At 67.2% G+C, this 14,341-nt stretch carries 13 protein-coding genes; 3 read left to right on the forward strand and 10 right to left on the reverse strand.

All coding sequences use genetic code 11. The features are described 5' to 3' along the window. The first annotated feature begins 42 nt into the window (after positions 1-42). From nadA to AACH00_RS19110, 3 genes are all read left to right on the forward strand, one after another. Positions 43-1,155, forward strand: coding sequence for a quinolinate synthase NadA (nadA, locus tag AACH00_RS19100; protein WP_341400774.1), 1,113 nt, complete (start codon positions 43-45; stop codon positions 1,153-1,155). Positions 1,156-1,162: 7 nt separating this feature from the next. Next, entirely contained in the window at positions 1,163-2,035 is an 873-nt protein-coding gene (gene nadC / locus AACH00_RS19105) for a carboxylating nicotinate-nucleotide diphosphorylase (protein ID WP_341400775.1), read from the forward strand. A 107-nt stretch (positions 2,036-2,142) separates the two neighbouring features. Further along, complete coding sequence (locus AACH00_RS19110) at positions 2,143-2,427, forward strand: late competence development ComFB family protein (protein ID WP_341400776.1); 285 nt, start codon at positions 2,143-2,145, stop codon at positions 2,425-2,427. A 20-nt stretch (positions 2,428-2,447) separates the two neighbouring features. Here AACH00_RS19110 and nadB read toward each other — a convergent pair whose 3' ends face one another. From nadB to AACH00_RS19160, 10 genes are all read right to left on the reverse strand, one after another. Continuing rightward, positions 2,448-4,070, reverse strand: coding sequence for an L-aspartate oxidase (gene nadB / locus AACH00_RS19115; RefSeq protein WP_341400777.1), 1,623 nt, complete (start codon positions 4,068-4,070; stop codon positions 2,448-2,450). Positions 4,071-4,149: 79 nt separating this feature from the next. Further along, positions 4,150-5,664 (reverse strand): hypothetical protein, encoded by a 1,515-nt coding sequence (locus AACH00_RS19120; RefSeq protein WP_341400778.1) that lies wholly within the window; start codon positions 5,662-5,664, stop codon positions 4,150-4,152. A 208-nt stretch (positions 5,665-5,872) separates the two neighbouring features. Next, positions 5,873-8,476, reverse strand: a complete 2,604-nt coding sequence (gene clpB / locus AACH00_RS19125) for an ATP-dependent chaperone ClpB (RefSeq protein ID WP_341400779.1) — start codon at positions 8,474-8,476, stop codon at positions 5,873-5,875. 118 nt (positions 8,477-8,594) lie between these two features. Continuing rightward, the gene (locus AACH00_RS19130) at positions 8,595-9,077 is read right to left on the reverse strand and encodes a flavin reductase family protein (RefSeq protein WP_341400780.1); all 483 of its coding nucleotides are present in this window, start codon (positions 9,075-9,077) and stop codon (positions 8,595-8,597) included. A 60-nt stretch (positions 9,078-9,137) separates the two neighbouring features. Then, entirely contained in the window at positions 9,138-9,530 is a 393-nt protein-coding gene (locus tag AACH00_RS19135) for a CrcB family protein (protein ID WP_341400781.1), read from the reverse strand. After that, positions 9,527-10,012, reverse strand: coding sequence for a molybdopterin synthase catalytic subunit MoaE (gene moaE, locus AACH00_RS19140; RefSeq protein WP_341400782.1), 486 nt, complete (start codon positions 10,010-10,012; stop codon positions 9,527-9,529). Before moaE ends, AACH00_RS19135 begins: the two co-directional genes overlap by 4 nt. A 10-nt stretch (positions 10,013-10,022) precedes the next feature. Then, complete coding sequence (locus AACH00_RS19145; RefSeq protein WP_341400783.1) at positions 10,023-10,277, reverse strand: MoaD/ThiS family protein; 255 nt, start codon at positions 10,275-10,277, stop codon at positions 10,023-10,025. A gap of 5 nt (positions 10,278-10,282) precedes the next feature. Next, complete coding sequence (locus tag AACH00_RS19150; protein ID WP_341400784.1) at positions 10,283-11,572, reverse strand: molybdopterin molybdotransferase MoeA; 1,290 nt, start codon at positions 11,570-11,572, stop codon at positions 10,283-10,285. A gap of 32 nt (positions 11,573-11,604) precedes the next feature. Next, on the reverse strand, positions 11,605-13,017 hold the full coding sequence (thrC, locus tag AACH00_RS19155) for a threonine synthase (RefSeq protein WP_341400785.1): 1,413 nt from the start codon (positions 13,015-13,017) through the stop codon (positions 11,605-11,607). After that, positions 13,014-14,324: a homoserine dehydrogenase gene (locus AACH00_RS19160; protein WP_341400809.1), complete on the reverse strand. Its 1,311-nt coding sequence runs from the start codon at positions 14,322-14,324 to the stop codon at positions 13,014-13,016. Before AACH00_RS19160 ends, thrC begins: the two co-directional genes overlap by 4 nt. Positions 14,325-14,341: the final 17 nt, after the last annotated feature.

Genomic DNA, 14,341 nt, shown 5'->3' on the forward strand with positions numbered 1-14,341 from the left:
CAAGCTGCTGTGCATGGGCGCCTCGGCTAACATTCGTCACCCATGACCGATCAGACCTTCGAATACACCCGCCAGGACGCGTCCGGCGCCAGTTGCACCGCCCACGCCTGGGCCAAGGTGCCCGCTCCACTCACGTCCGACCAGCGCCAGGCCCTGAAAGCCCGCGCCGCCGCGCTGCTGAAGGAGCGCAACGCCGTGCTGGTGGCCCACTACTACGTGGACGGCGACCTGCAGGACCTGGCCCTTGAAACCGGCGGCATCGTCGCCGACTCCCTGGAAATGGCCCGCTTCGGCCGCGACCATGCCAGCCAGACCCTGGTGGTGGCCGGTGTGCGCTTCATGGGTGAATCGGCCAAGATCCTGTCGCCCGGCAAGACCGTGCTGATGCCCGATCTGGACGCCACCTGCTCGCTCGACCTGGGCTGCCCGCCTGACGATTTCGCCGCATTCTGCGACGCCCACCCCGACCGCCAGGTGGTGGTGTACGCCAACACCAGCGCCGCCGTGAAGGCCCGCGCCGACTGGATGGTGACCAGCTCCTGCGCCCTGGCCATCGTGCGGCATCTGAAGGACCAGGGCCAGAAGATCATCTGGGCCCCTGACCGCCACCTCGGCCGCTACATCCAGCAGGAAACCGGCGCCGACATGCTGCTGTGGAACGGCGCCTGCATCGTGCACGACGAGTTCAAGGGCACCGAGCTGGAGCTGTTGAAGGAAGAGCACCCACACGCGATGGTGCTGGTGCACCCGGAATCGCCCGAGGCCGTGGTGAAGCTGGCCGACGTGGTGGGCTCGACCTCGCAGATGCTCAATGCGGTGGTCAACGGCACGGCCACTGAATACATCGTGGCGACCGACAACCTGATCATGCACCGCATGCGTCAGCTCGCGCCCGGCAAGACCTTGATCGAAGCGCCCACCGCCGGCAACGCCGCCAGCTGCAAGAGCTGCGCGCACTGCCCGTGGATGGCGATGAATGCGCTGCAAGGCGTGATCGACTGCCTGGAGAGCGGCAGCGGCGAAATCCATGTCGAGCCCGACCTGGGCCTGGAAGCCAAGCGCTGCATCGACCGCATGCTCGATTTTGTCGCCGCCAACCCGTCCGCCCTGGCACCCAAGGTGCAAGGCCTGGTGCGTGGCATCGGCGCCGCCTGAGACACCCATGTACAGCCACAACGAAACCCTGGAAGAAGCCCGCGCCCGCAATGTGCGCGAGGCATTGTTTGAAGACATTGGCGTGAACGACTGGACCGGCCTGCTGGTGCCGGCCGGCCGGCGCGTGGATGCGCGCGTGACTGTGCGCGAAGACGCCGTGCTGTGTGGTCGCGACTGGTTTGATGCCTGCGTGCTGGCACTTGATAGCCAGGCCCGCATCACCTGGCACTACGCCGAGGGTGCGCGCATGACGGCCGGTACCCCGGTGTGCGAGCTGCATGCCGATGCCCGCGCGCTGCTGTCTGCCGAGCGCCCGGCGCTGAACTTCCTGCAGTTGCTGTCGGCCACCGCCACGCTGACCCGCCGGCATGCCGACGCGATCGAAGGCGCCTCGCCCAACCCGCGCGGCTGCGTGGTGCTCGACACCCGCAAGACGCTGCCAGGCCTGCGTCAGGCCCAGAAGTACGCAGTGCGCGTGGGCGGCGGTGCCAACCAGCGCATGGCACTGTGGCACGGCATCCTGATCAAGGAGAACCACATCGCTGCGGCAGGTGGCATCGGGCCGGTGCTGCAGGCCGCTGCCGCGCTGCAGGCCGGGGTCGACATCCAGATCGAGGTGGAGAGCCTGGCACAGCTGACCGAGGCCCTGTCGCATGGCGCCACCAGCGTGCTGCTCGACAACTTCAGCACCGACCTGATGCGCGAAGCCGTGGCCCTGACCGCCGGCCGCGCGCTGCTGGAAGCCTCGGGCGGCGTGACGCTGGAAGGGCTGCGCGAAATTGCCGCCACCGGCGTTGACCGCATCTCGGTGGGCAAGCTCACCAAGGACGTCACCGCCACCGATTATTCGATGCGCGTGCTGGGCACGCTGGCGGGTTGATCACCTCGGCTGCCGGCCTGCACGCGCCAGGCCGGCGCTGACGACAAGGCCCGCTTCGGCGGGCTTTTTCACGGATGGACCCCACGCAGCCACGGCAGACTGGTGCCATGGACATCGCCTCTATCCACAACTGGTACGAAAAAGCCGTGTTTGCCGAAGTGCAGGCACAGGCCCAGCACTTCCCTCACCTGCTGGACAACGACGACACACTGGCGGACATCGCCTGCGTCGCGTTGAACCGGCTGCCGCCGCGCTACATCCGCCACGATGTGGATCTGGCGTTTTTCCAGACCGAACACGAGCGGACCGAGTCAGAGCGCTCGGTGATCGAGGCGGTGGAATTCGCCATGGGCTTCGTGCAGGCGCGCAACGCCATGCGCGCGCGCCGCTGAGCGGCCGCAGCCGCCCACCCTCAATCGTGGCTGCGTGCCTTGCGCGTCAGCACGGTCGGGAAACTCACCGGCAGGGTGTACGGGAAGTCGCGGCTGAAATGCAGGCCGCGGCTCTCGTGCCGCATCAGTGCTGATCGCACGATCAGCTCGGCACACACCACCAGATTGCGCAACTCCAGCAGGTCACGGGTGACCTTGAAGTTGGCGTAGTAGTCCTCGATCTCTTCCTTGAGCAGTTTGATGCGGTGACGCGCGCGCTCGAGGCGCCGGGTCGTGCGGACGATGCCCACGTAATTCCACATCAGCAGACGCAGCTCGTCCCAGTTGTGGGCGATGACCACCTGCTCATCCGCGTTCTCGACCAGGCTCTCGTCCCAATCCGGCAACTTGCGGCGCGTCGCGGCTTCGGTCTGCAGGATGGCGTCGGCGCAGGTGCGGCCGATGACCACGCATTCGAGCAGCGAGTTGCTGGCCAGGCGGTTGGCGCCATGCAGACCGGTGTAGGTGGCTTCGCCCACGGCAAACAGGCCGGGCAAGTCGCTGCGGCCAGACAGGTCGGTGACCACGCCGCCACAGGTGTAATGGGCCGCCGGCACCACCGGGATCATCGACTTGGCAATGTCGATGCCGAGTGACAGGCAGCGCGCATGGATGGTCGGGAAGTGCTCGCGCAGGAACTCGTCGCCGAGGTGCGTGGCGTCGAGCCACACATGGTCGACGCCGTGCTTCTTCATCTCGAAGTCGATCGCCCGAGCGACGATGTCGCGCGGGGCCAGCTCACCGCGCTCATCGTGGTCAGCCATGAATCGGGTGCCGTCCGGCAAGCGCAAAACGGCGCCTTCGCCGCGCAGCGCTTCGGTGATGAGGAAGGTGCGCTCCTGCGGGTGGTACAGGCAGGTCGGGTGGAACTGGATGAACTCCATGTTGCTCACCCGGCAGCCGGCGCGCCAGGCCATGGCAATGCCGTCGCCCGTGGCGGTTTCGGGGTTGCTGGTGTAGCGGTACACCTTGCCCACGCCACCGGTGGCCAGCACCACGGCACGGGCCGGCAGTGTTTCCACCTTCTGCGCGTCGATGTCGAGCGCGTACAAGCCGTGGCAGCTGGTGTGTGCAGCCGGACGCTTCAGGTGGCGGTCGGTGATGACGTCCAGCGCCATCCAGCGTTCACGCAGCGTGACCAGCGGATGCGCGCGGGCCTGGCCCAGCAGCGAGTCGTGGATGGCCTTGCCGGTGGCATCGGCAGCATGCGCGATGCGGCGCACGGCGTGACCGCCTTCGCGCGTCAGGTGCAGGCCGAGCGGGCCGTCGGGGTCAGGTGAAAACGGTACGCCCTGGGCCATCAGCCATTCGATGGCCTGCGCACTGTTGCCGGCGATGAAGCGCGCGGTCTGTTCATCGACCAGGCCAGCGCCTGCGTCTTGGGTGTCGCGCACATGCGAATCCACGCTGTCGTCCGAGCCCAGCACACCCACGATGCCGCCCTGGGCCCACGCGGTGGCGCCCTCGCCCAGGCTGCGTTTGGCCAGCACGGTGACGGGTTGGCCCTTGGAGGCCAGGTGCAGGGCGACGGTCAAACCCGCCAAGCCTGCGCCAACGATCACGACCGGCAGGTTGTCGGCGGCACTCTCTTGCCCTTGATGCATGGGGTCCTTCGCGCCAGCGCGCGCTGTCATGAAACTGCCGCGATTGTAGGTGGGCGCCCTGCACCCCCTGGCAGCGTGGTCAAGGGGCTTGCAGTCGTCCGAACTCGCTCACCAGACTGACGCCCACCATCTGTGATTTCAAGCCGCCGCGCACGGTGCGCAGCTGGCCGGCGTCCAGCTGCCACGACCAGCCGGGCGCAAATTCACGACGCAGTTGCAGCTGCGCCTGCGCGAACAGGCCGCCGTTGACATCCACGTTGCCGCCGCCAGCGGCGCCCAGTGAGGCCTCTGCGCCCCAGCGCCATGCGCCGGGCTGGCGCGCCTGCATCCAGCCTGCCCCGAGCTGGCCCGTGGCGTAGCCGCCGGCCATGCCCCCCACCGCCGTGCCGGCCTCAGCCAGCACGCGCCAGTTGGGCGTCAGCGCGCGCTCCAGCTTCAGCCCCAGCACCGGCACGTGTTGGGGCGGCCCCACTTCGCGCACGGTGCCGCTGTAATGCTTCCAGCTGGTGGACACGCCCCAGGGCGACCAGGCGCCAGCCGCGGCCGCTTGTGGCGCGTGTGACGGACTGAACGTATCAGTCATCGCCAAACGGTCGCCAGGCACTGGTTGCCAGTCGATGCCCTGCCAGCCCAACTCCAGCCGCAACTCGCGGGCGCTGAACAGGCCACGGGTCTTCAGCAGGCCGGCATAGGCGCCCATCGACCAGCCCGGGCTCGGTGTCCAGACAGCGGCGGCGCCGGTCTTGGCCAGCAGCCCGCCGCCCGTGTCGACCGTGGCACCGGCGCCGGCTGAGCCGATCAGGCCTTCTGCGCGAAGTTGCCACTGCGGGCCCATCTGCCAGCGCAGGCCCAGGCCGCCTGACAACTCGGCGTAGCCGTCATATCCGCCGCCCATCGCGCCCAGGGTCATCAAGCTGGCGTAGGGCTGCGCGCCGAGCCAGGGTGATGTGGCCAGGCCCTGGCGCCAGGCCAGCCCGCCGAACTGCAAGGCCGGGGTGCCGCCGGTGCCGTCGCGGCGTGGTGACTTGCGCGGCTGGTAAACACCACCGATGGCCGCCAGCTCTTGCGGCAAGGCGCGCATGCCAGCAACGGCAGGCACCACGGTGTCGGAAAACGCCGGGCCGATGAAGCTGGCGGTGTCCCATTGCACGCTGAGATAGGGGTGGGTGCTGCGCGCGCGGCCGTCCTTGAACACGATCCGGCTGACCCCCAGCCCGAGGCGGAAGGGTTTTGCATCACGGCTGATTTCCGCGTGGCTGCGCAGCATCAGCCCGCCCGCCACCCAGCCCGGGCTGCCGCCACCGCCGCCGGCGAAAGCGCCAGCTTCACCGTGCCACTCCGGCCCCAACCAGCGCTCGAGAGGCGCATGCCAGGCGCCCTGCAAGCCGAAGCCGAAGAAGCCGCCATGGGTGCCGGTGGTGGCGCTGTAAACCGCCACGCCGCCTGACCATTCCGGCGTGAATCGTCGGCGGTACGACAGGCCAAGCAAGCCCATGTGCGCCCCGTCCTCCACGAGCGCGTTCTCAATGGTGAGATTCAACACCACGGGGGTGGGCGTGGGGGCCTCCGAGGGCGGCAGGTCAGGCAGGAGCATGGAGCGAGCGGCGTGTTTGGGCGGGGGTGTGGGCGAAAGGTTGCGCGGCGCCTGCGCAGATGTGGCCTGCGTGTCGTTCGCGGGGCGTGCTGCGGGAAGCCGGTTGCGGAATTGAAAACGGCCGAGCATGGGCCCGGCCGTTTCGTTCAGACATACAAGCTTACCCCGGTGCCACGCCGGCCCTCAAGCCGGGCACGGGTGCCAGTCGTCAGTGCACCACACGCTCGAAGCTGAAGGCGCCGTCGACCACATTGACCGGGATGACATCCTTCGGCCCGAAACGCCCTTCCAGGATGAGCCGCGACACCGGGTTCTCGATGCGCTGCTGGATGGCGCGCTTGAGCGGACGGGCACCAAACATCGGATCGAACCCGACCTTGGCGATTTCCGCCAGAGCCTCGGCCGACACATCCAGCCCCATGTCCATCTTGCTCAGGCGCGACTCCAGGATCTTCAGCTGAATCTTCGCGATGGCCTGGATGTTGGCTTCGTCGAGCGCATGGAAGACCACGGTCTCGTCAATGCGGTTCAGGAACTCGGGGCGGAAATGCTGCTTCACCTCGCCCCACACCGCGTCGCGGATCAGCTCGCTGTCCTGGCCGGCCATCGACATGATGAGGTGCGAGCCCAGGTTGCTGGTCATCACGATCACCGTGTTCTTGAAGTCCACCGTGCGGCCCTGGCCGTCGGTCAGGCGGCCGTCGTCCAGCACCTGCAGCAGCACATTGAACACATCCGGGTGGGCCTTCTCGACCTCGTCGAGCAGCAGCACGCTGTACGGCTTGCGGCGCACGGCTTCGGTCAGCGTGCCCCCTTCGTCGTAGCCAACGTACCCCGGAGGCGCGCCAATCAGGCGGCTCACCGAGTGCTTCTCCATGAACTCGCTCATGTCGACGCGGATCATGTGCTCTTCGCTGTCGAACAGGAAACCCGCCAAGGCCTTGCAGAGCTCGGTCTTGCCCACGCCGGTCGGGCCGAGGAAGAGGAAGCTGCCCAGCGGGCGGTTGGGGTCAGACAAGCCCGCCCGGCTGCGGCGAATCGCATCGGCCACCGCGTTGATGGCCTCGTCCTGGCCCACCACGCGCTCGTGCAGCCGCGCTTCCATCTGCAGCAGCTTGTCGCGCTCGCCCTGCATCAGCTTCGACACCGGAATGCCGGTGGCGCGAGACACCACCTCAGCAATTTCTTCCGCGCCCACCATCGTGCGCAGCAACTGCGGCCCGCCGGTACCGCTCTTGGCGCCCGCAGCCTTGGCAGATTCCTTGGCCTGGGCGTCCTTCAGCTTCTTGTCCAGCTCAGGCAACTTGCCGTATTGCAACTCGGCCACGCGGTTGAAATCACCCTTGCGCTTCCAGTCCTCGATCTGAGACTTGATCCGGTCGATCTCTTCCTTCACCTGGGCCGAGCCCTGGGCCGACGCCTTTTCAGCACGCCAGATGTCGTCCAGATCAGCGTATTCGCGCTGCAGCTTGACGATCTCTTCCTCGATCAGCCCCATGCGCTTCTGCGAGGCCTCATCGGTCTCCTTGCGCACGGCTTCACGCTCGATCTTCAGCTGGATCAGCCGGCGGTCGAGCTTGTCCATCACCTCGGGCTTGGAGTCGATCTCGATCTTGATCTTGGCCGCCGCCTCGTCGATCAGGTCGATCGCCTTGTCGGGCAGGAAGCGGTCGGTGATGTAGCGGTGGCTCAGCTCGGCCGCAGCCACGATGGCCGGGTCGGTGATCTCCACGCCGTGGTGGATCTCGTACTTCTCCTGCAAGCCGCGCAGGATGGCGATGGTGGCCTCGACGCTCGGCTCGTCCACCAGCACCTTCTGGAAGCGACGCTCAAGGGCGGCGTCCTTCTCCACGTACTTGCGGTACTCGTTCAGCGTGGTGGCGCCGATGCAATGCAGCTCGCCACGCGCCAGCGCGGGCTTGAGCATGTTGCCGGCGTCCATCGCGCCCTCGGCCTTGCCGGCGCCGACCATGGTGTGCAGCTCGTCGATGAACAGGATGATGCGGCCTTCGTCCAGCGCCACTTCCTTCAGCACGGCCTTGAGGCGCTCTTCGAACTCACCGCGGTACTTGGCACCGGCCAACAAGCCGGCCATGTCCAGCACCAGCACTTTCTTGTCTTTCAGGGTGTCAGGCACTTCCCCGTTGACGATGCGCTGGGCCAGGCCTTCGACGATGGCGGTCTTGCCCACACCGGGCTCACCGATCAGCACCGGGTTGTTCTTGGTGCGGCGCTGCAGCACCTGGATGGCGCGCCGGATTTCGTCGTCTCGGCCGATGACGGGGTCGAGCTTGCCCTGGCGGGCGCGCTCTGTCAGATCCAGCGTGTACTTCTTGAGCGCTTCGCGCTGGCCTTCCGACTCGGCCGAATCCACGCTTTGCCCGCCACGAACGGCGGTGATCGCCGTCTCGAGCGACTTGCGCGTCAGGCCGTGGCCACGCACCACGCCGCCGATGTCGTTGCGCGCATCGGCCAGGGCCAGCAGGAACATCTCGCTGGCGATGAACTGGTCCCCGCGCTGGCCAGCCTCCTTGTCCGCCTGCTGCAGCAGTTGCACCAGATCACGGCCCGCCTGCGTCTGGCCACCGCCCTGCACGCTCGGCAGGCCAGCGTTGGCGGTCTCCATGGCGGTCTTCAGGGCCGCGGTGTCGGCGCCGGCACGCTCCAGCAAGGCCTTGGGGCCGTCGGGCTGGGCCAGCATCGCGGCCAGCACATGGCTGGGCTCGATGTAGGGGTTGTCGCGCGCAACGGCCAGGCTCTGGGCTTCGGACAGCGCGTGCTGAAAGGCAGTGGTGAGTTTGTCGAGACGCATGGATGAAACCTCCTGTTGCGTCTGACGTGAGGCGGCAGGCGCTGTTTTCAAGCCCCCATCTTCTGCCGCTCAACTCAGCATGGTGCCGGTTTGCGCTGGGTCAAACCGGCATCAGGCTTCACAGCGCCGCGCCGCGCTGGTGGTAGTTGCCGGCGTGGAACAGCAAGGGTGGCAGATCCGCCTGGTGCAGGGCCAGCACCCGGCCGATGAACAGCACATGGTCACCGGCGGCATGGTGGCGGTCACTGTGGCACTCGAACACGGCCGTGCAGTTGGCCAGCACAGGCACACCGCCCTGCCCGTCCGTCCAGGTGCCTTCGGCGAAGCGGTCAGGCACGGGGCTGGCAAAGCGGCGAGAGAGCCCGATCTGGTCCTCGGCCAGCACGTTCACGGCGAAGTGCGTGGCTTTCTGGAAGTCGATCAGGTGGCTGCTGGCATTGCGCAGGGCCCACATCACCAGCGGCGGGTCGAGCGACAGCGAATTGAACGAGTTGGCCGTCAGGCCCACCGGCTGGCCGGCAGCATCGCGGCAGGTAATGATGGTGACACCGGTGGCGAATCGCCCCAGCGCGGAGCGAAGGGCCTTGGGTTCAATGAGCATGAGGTGTCGGAATTCGAATGGAAGGCGCTGGCCGCACAAGGCCACCAGCGGTGAATGGATTCAGGCCAGCAGCCAGCGGCCCAGGCCCCAGCCCAGCGCAGCACAAACCAGGCCACCCGCAACGTGCGCAAGGGTGTGGCCTACGGCCAGCAGCCAGTCGCCGCGAATCAACAACTGCAGTGATTCAGCGGAGTATGCGGAAAAAGTGGTCAGCCCGCCCAGCAAACCGGTGACCAGTGCCAGACGCGCCAACTCATCAGGCCAGCGCTGGAACCAGACCAGCGAGAAGCCGATGAGCAAGCCGCCGACGCAGTTCACGGCCAGCGTGCCCGCGGCAAACGGCAAGGCCAGCGGGTTCAGCCACAGGCCGACGCGCCAGCGCAGCACCGACCCCGTGGCGCCGCCGAGAGCCACGGCGGCCGTCAACCAAGGGGTGCTGGCGGCAAAGCTCATGCCGACGCGGCGTTCGAGCCCTGGATGCCCCAGCGGGCCAGGGCAGCATCGTCACTGACGCGGGCATCAACCCAGCGTGCGCCATTGGGCGTGGTTTCCTTCTTCCAGAACGGTGCCTGGGTCTTCAGATAGTCCATCAGGAACTCGCAGGCCTGAAACGCCTGGCCGCGGTGGGCCGAGCTGACCACCACCAGCACGATCTGGTCACGCGGCAACAGCGGCCCCACGCGGTGGATGACGCGCGCGCCCCGCAAATCGAAGCGCCGGAAGGCTTCATCGATCATCTGCTCGATGGCCTTCTCGGTCATGCCCGGATAGTGCTCGAGCTCCATCGCGCTGACGCCAGCGCCGTCGTTGTTGTCACGCACGGTGCCGACAAAGCTGGCCACGGCACCCACGCCGGGGTCGGCGTTGCGCAGGGCCAGCACTTCGGCGCTGAGGTCGAAATCAGCGGTCTGGATGGCGACGCGAGGCGTGGTCATGGGTGTGTGCTCAGCCGCCAGTCACGGGCGGGAAAAAGGCCAGTTCATCGCCGTCACTCAGCACGGCGGGCTCATCGCACAGCGTCTGGTTCAGCGCAGCGCGCACGGCGCGGCCACGGGCCAGCACCTCGCTGTGCGGGGCACCGAGGGCGATCAAGGCATCACGCGCCTGACCCACCGTGCTGCCGGCCGGCAGCTCGATCTGGCCGGTGGGGCCGAGCGCTTCACGCAGCGAGGCAAAGAACTTCAGTCGGATGGTGGGCATGGGGCTCAGGCGCCTATCAGGGTGGCCAAGGGCAGGAAACGGACCGTGTCGCCCGGGCGAATGACGCAGCCCGCCGGGTTGTCGATCAGGCCATCGGCCCACACGGCAGAGGTGAGCACGCCGGAGCTCTGGTTGGGGAAAAGTTCAACCTGCCCTTCCGCGTTCAGGCGGGCCCGCATGAATTCACGGCGGATCTTGTCGGGCTTGGGCCAGTCGAACGCGGCGCGCAAGGGCAAGGCAACAGGCCACTGGCCCGAGCCACCTTGCAGGGCACGCAGCACCGGCGCCACGGCCAGCAGGAAGGTGATGAAGCTCGACACCGGGTTGCCCGGCAGGCCCATCAACAAGGCCTCGCCGGCCTTGTCATCGGTGTCGCGCCGCACACCGCCAAAGGCGAGTGGCTTGCCCGGTTTGGCGGCCATCTGCCACAGGGCAATGTGGCCCTCGGCCGCAGCAGCCGGGCGCAGGTGGTCTTCTTCCCCCACCGACACGCCGCCGGAGGTGAGGATCAAGTCATTGCCGATGGCCGCGGCGCGCAAGGCCTCGCGAGTGGCGTCCAGCCGGTCCGGCACGATGCCCAGGTCTTGAACCTCGCAGCCGGCCGCTTCCAGCAAACCGCGCAGCGTGAAGCGGTTGGAGTTGTAGATGGCGCCAGGCTTGAGCGGCTCGCCCGGCATCACCAGCTCGTCACCGGTGGAAAACAAGGCCACGCGCGGACGCCGAACCACGTTGACCTGCGCCGCACCCACCGCTGCGGCCAAGCCCAGCGCCTGCGGCGTCAGGCGGGTGCCGGCACGCAGCACGACGGCGCCGAAGCGCACGTCTTCGCCCTGCCGGCGCACCCATTGGCCTTGTGCGGGCACCGTGTTCACCACCACGCTACCCAGACCGCCATCGTTGGATGGCTGGGCGACGCACTGCTCCTGCATCACCACGCAGTCGGCCCCGGCGGGCACCTGCGCGCCGGTGAAGACGCGCGCGGCCGTGCCGGGCAGCAAGGGCTGGCCGACCACACCGGCAGGAATGCGCTGACTGACCGGCAGCACCACGCCGGGCTGGGGTACGTCAGCCGCACGCATGGCATAACCGTCCATCGACGTGTTGTCGGCGGGCGGCACGTCCAGCGCCGAGGTGATGTCGCTTGCCAGGGTGCGGCCCAGCGCACCGAAGGTGCTCAGGGCCTCCACATCGGTGATACGGGCCGCATGGGCGACCGCGACCACGCGGGCCAGCACTTCGTCCAGTGTCATCAACGGCGCGCGGGCGGTGTTGTCGGTGGTCTTGTCGGCGGCCATGTCAGCGGTCTTGTCAGCGTTCAGGGCCTGGCTCAGTCGCAGTGGCGCGCAACGAAGGCCTTCACCAGATCGGTGTCGGGCTGCATCACGGTGAAGCGCTTGGGCAGGCTTTCGATGTCGCCGAGGCCGGCCGGCCGTTCGGGCTCAACGCCCACCGCTTCGCGGATCGTTTCTGCGAACTTGGCCGGCAAGGCAGTTTCCAGCACGATCATCGGCACACCTGCTTCAACCCGCTCCAGCGCCACCTTCACACCGTCAGCCGTGTGGGTGTCCACCAGGCTGCCGAAGCGCTCATAGGTGCTGCGGATGGTGTTCAGCCGATCGACGTGCGTGCTGCGGCCGCTCTGGAAGCCGAAGCTGCCGATGCGGCCCGACTCCGCACCCGTCAGGGTGAAGGCGCCGGCACGGCTGATCTCGGTGTGGAAAAGGTGGCGGGTGCGTTCGCCGTCACGGCCCAGCAGGTCATAAACGAAGCGCTCGAAGTTCGAGGCCTTCGAGATGTCCATCGACGGGCTGGAGGTTTCGTGGGTTTCGGCGCCCTGGCGCACCCGGTACGAGCCGGTGCGGAAGAACTCGTCGAGCACGTCGTTTTCGTTCGTGGCCACCACCAGGTGCTTGACGGGCAAGCCCATCATGCGTGCCACATGGCCGGCGCACACGTTGCCGAAGTTGCCCGAGGGCACCGTGAAGCTCACCTGCTCGGTGTTCTTCGACGTGACCTGGAAGTAGCCGGCGAAGTAGTAAACCACCTGGGCCAGCAAGCGCGCCCAGTTGATGGAGTTGACCGTGCCGATCTTGTACTTGCGCTTGAACGCCAGGTCGTTCGAGACAGCCTTGACGATGTCCTGTGCGTCATCGAACACGCCTTCAACGGCGATGTTGTGGATGTTCGCGTCTTGCAGGCTGAACATCTGGGCCTGCTGGAACGGGCTCATGCGGCCGTTCGGGCTGAGCATGAACACACGCACGCCCTGCTTGCCGCGCATCGCGTATTCAGCGGCGCTGCCGGTGTCGCCCGAGGTGGCGCCCAGGATGTTCAGCTCTTCGCCGCGGCGGCCCAGTTCGTACTCGAACAGGTTGCCCAGCAACTGCATCGCCATGTCCTTGAAGGCCAGCGTCGGGCCGTTGGACAGGGCTTCGATCCACAGGCCGGATTCACCCAGCTTGCGCACCGGCACGATGGCTTCCGAGCCGAACACCTCGGCGGTGTAGGTCTTGCTGACCAGGCGGCGCAGGTCATCGGCCGGAATGTCGTCGATGTAGAGCGACAGCACTTCGAAGGCCAGCTCGGCGTAGCTCAGGCCGCGCCAGCGGGTCAGCGTGGCGTCGTCCACCTTCGGGTAGGCCACGGGCAGGTACAAGCCGCCGTCCGGCGCCAGACCTTCCAGCAGGATGTCGCAGAAGCCGCGTTCGGTGCGGTCGCCGCGGGTGCTGATGTACTTCATGCCAGCTCTTCCTTGCGCAGGCTGACGATCGGAGCCAGCACGGTGCGCAGGGCTTGCATCTTGGCCAGCGCGGCGCGCATGCGGCCTTCGATGGTGTCGTGCGTCAGGATGATCAGGTCGGTCTGCTTCTCGCCATCGGCGCTTTCGCGCTGCAGCACGGCATCGATGGAGATGTCGTTGTCGGCCAGGATGGTGGTGATGCTCGACAGCACGCCGGCCTCGTCCGCCACGCGCAGGCGCAGGTAGAACGCCGTCTGCACCTGGTCGATCGGCAGGATCGGGGTGTCCGCCAGCGCATCGGCGCGGAAGGCCAGATGCGGCACGCGGTGCTCGGGGTCGGCCGTGTGCAGACGGGTGATGTCAACCAGGTCGGCCACCACGGCAGACGCGGTCGGCTCGGAGCCTGCGCCCTTGCCGTAATACAGCGTGGTGCCCACGGCATCGCCCTGCACCACCACGGCGTTCATCGCACCTTCCACATTGGCGATCAGGCGCTTGGACGGGATCAGCGTCGGGTGCACGCGCAGCTCGATGCCGGCGTCGCGCTTCTTCGTGATGCCCAGCAGCTTGATGCGGTAGCCCAGTTGTTCGGCGTAGCGGATGTCGATGGCCGACAGCTGGGTGATGCCCTCCACATGGGCCTTGTCGAACTGCACCGGCACACCAAACGCGATGGCGCTCATGATGGTGGCCTTGTGCGCCGCGTCCACGCCTTCGATGTCGAAGGTCGGGTCGGCTTCGGCGTAGCCCAGGCGCTGGGCTTCCTTCAACACCACGTCGAAGTCCAGGCCCTTGTCGCGCATCTCGGACAGGATGAAGTTCGTCGTGCCGTTGATGATGCCGGCGATCCACTCAATGCGGTTGGCGGTCAGGCCTTCACGCAGGGCCTTGATGATGGGAATGCCACCGGCCACGGCCGCTTCAAACGCCACCACCACGCCCTTGGCGCTGGCCGCAGCAAAGATTTCCGTGCCGTGAACGGCCAGCAAGGCCTTGTTCGCGGTGACCACATGCTTGCCGGCGGCAATGGCCTCGAGCACCAGCTCGCGGGCAATGCCGGTGCCACCGATCAGCTCGACGACGATGTCGATGTCGGGGTTGGCGACGATCTCGCGGGCATCGGCCACGATCTGCACGGCGTCACCGACGATCTCGCGGGCGGCCGCCAGGTTGCGGCGGGACACCTGAGCCAGCTCGATGCCACGACCGGCGCGGCGCTGGATTTCGGTTTGGTTGCGGGTCAGCACATGAAACACGCCGCTGCCGACGGTGCCCAGGCCCATGAGGCCGACTTGGATGGGTTTGATGGCGTTGTTCACGAGAG

It is taken from the genome of Ideonella margarita (assembly GCF_038066635.1).
GTDB lineage: Bacteria > Pseudomonadota > Gammaproteobacteria > Burkholderiales > Burkholderiaceae_C > Ideonella > Ideonella margarita.

Excerpts from the sequence above, each read along its gene's own strand:
- nadC (WP_341400775.1), top strand. The coding sequence starts at position 1,163 with ATGTACAGCCACAACGAAACCCTGGAAGAAGCCCGCGCCCGCAATGTG.
- AACH00_RS19145 (WP_341400783.1), bottom strand. The coding sequence starts at position 10,277 with ATGCCCACCATCCGACTGAAGTTCTTTGCCTCGCTGCGTGAAGCGCTC.
- AACH00_RS19130 (WP_341400780.1), bottom strand. The coding sequence starts at position 9,077 with ATGCTCATTGAACCCAAGGCCCTTCGCTCCGCGCTGGGGCGATTCGCC.
- nadA (WP_341400774.1), top strand. The coding sequence starts at position 43 with ATGACCGATCAGACCTTCGAATACACCCGCCAGGACGCGTCCGGCGCC.
- AACH00_RS19135 (WP_341400781.1), bottom strand. The coding sequence starts at position 9,530 with ATGAGCTTTGCCGCCAGCACCCCTTGGTTGACGGCCGCCGTGGCTCTC.
- AACH00_RS19120 (WP_341400778.1), bottom strand. The coding sequence starts at position 5,664 with ATGCTCCTGCCTGACCTGCCGCCCTCGGAGGCCCCCACGCCCACCCCC.
- AACH00_RS19150 (WP_341400784.1), bottom strand. The coding sequence starts at position 11,572 with ATGGCCGCCGACAAGACCACCGACAACACCGCCCGCGCGCCGTTGATG.
- clpB (WP_341400779.1), bottom strand. The coding sequence starts at position 8,476 with ATGCGTCTCGACAAACTCACCACTGCCTTTCAGCACGCGCTGTCCGAA.
- AACH00_RS19110 (WP_341400776.1), top strand. The coding sequence starts at position 2,143 with ATGGACATCGCCTCTATCCACAACTGGTACGAAAAAGCCGTGTTTGCC.
- nadB (WP_341400777.1), bottom strand. The coding sequence starts at position 4,070 with ATGCATCAAGGGCAAGAGAGTGCCGCCGACAACCTGCCGGTCGTGATC.
- moaE (WP_341400782.1), bottom strand. The coding sequence starts at position 10,012 with ATGACCACGCCTCGCGTCGCCATCCAGACCGCTGATTTCGACCTCAGC.
- thrC (WP_341400785.1), bottom strand. The coding sequence starts at position 13,017 with ATGAAGTACATCAGCACCCGCGGCGACCGCACCGAACGCGGCTTCTGC.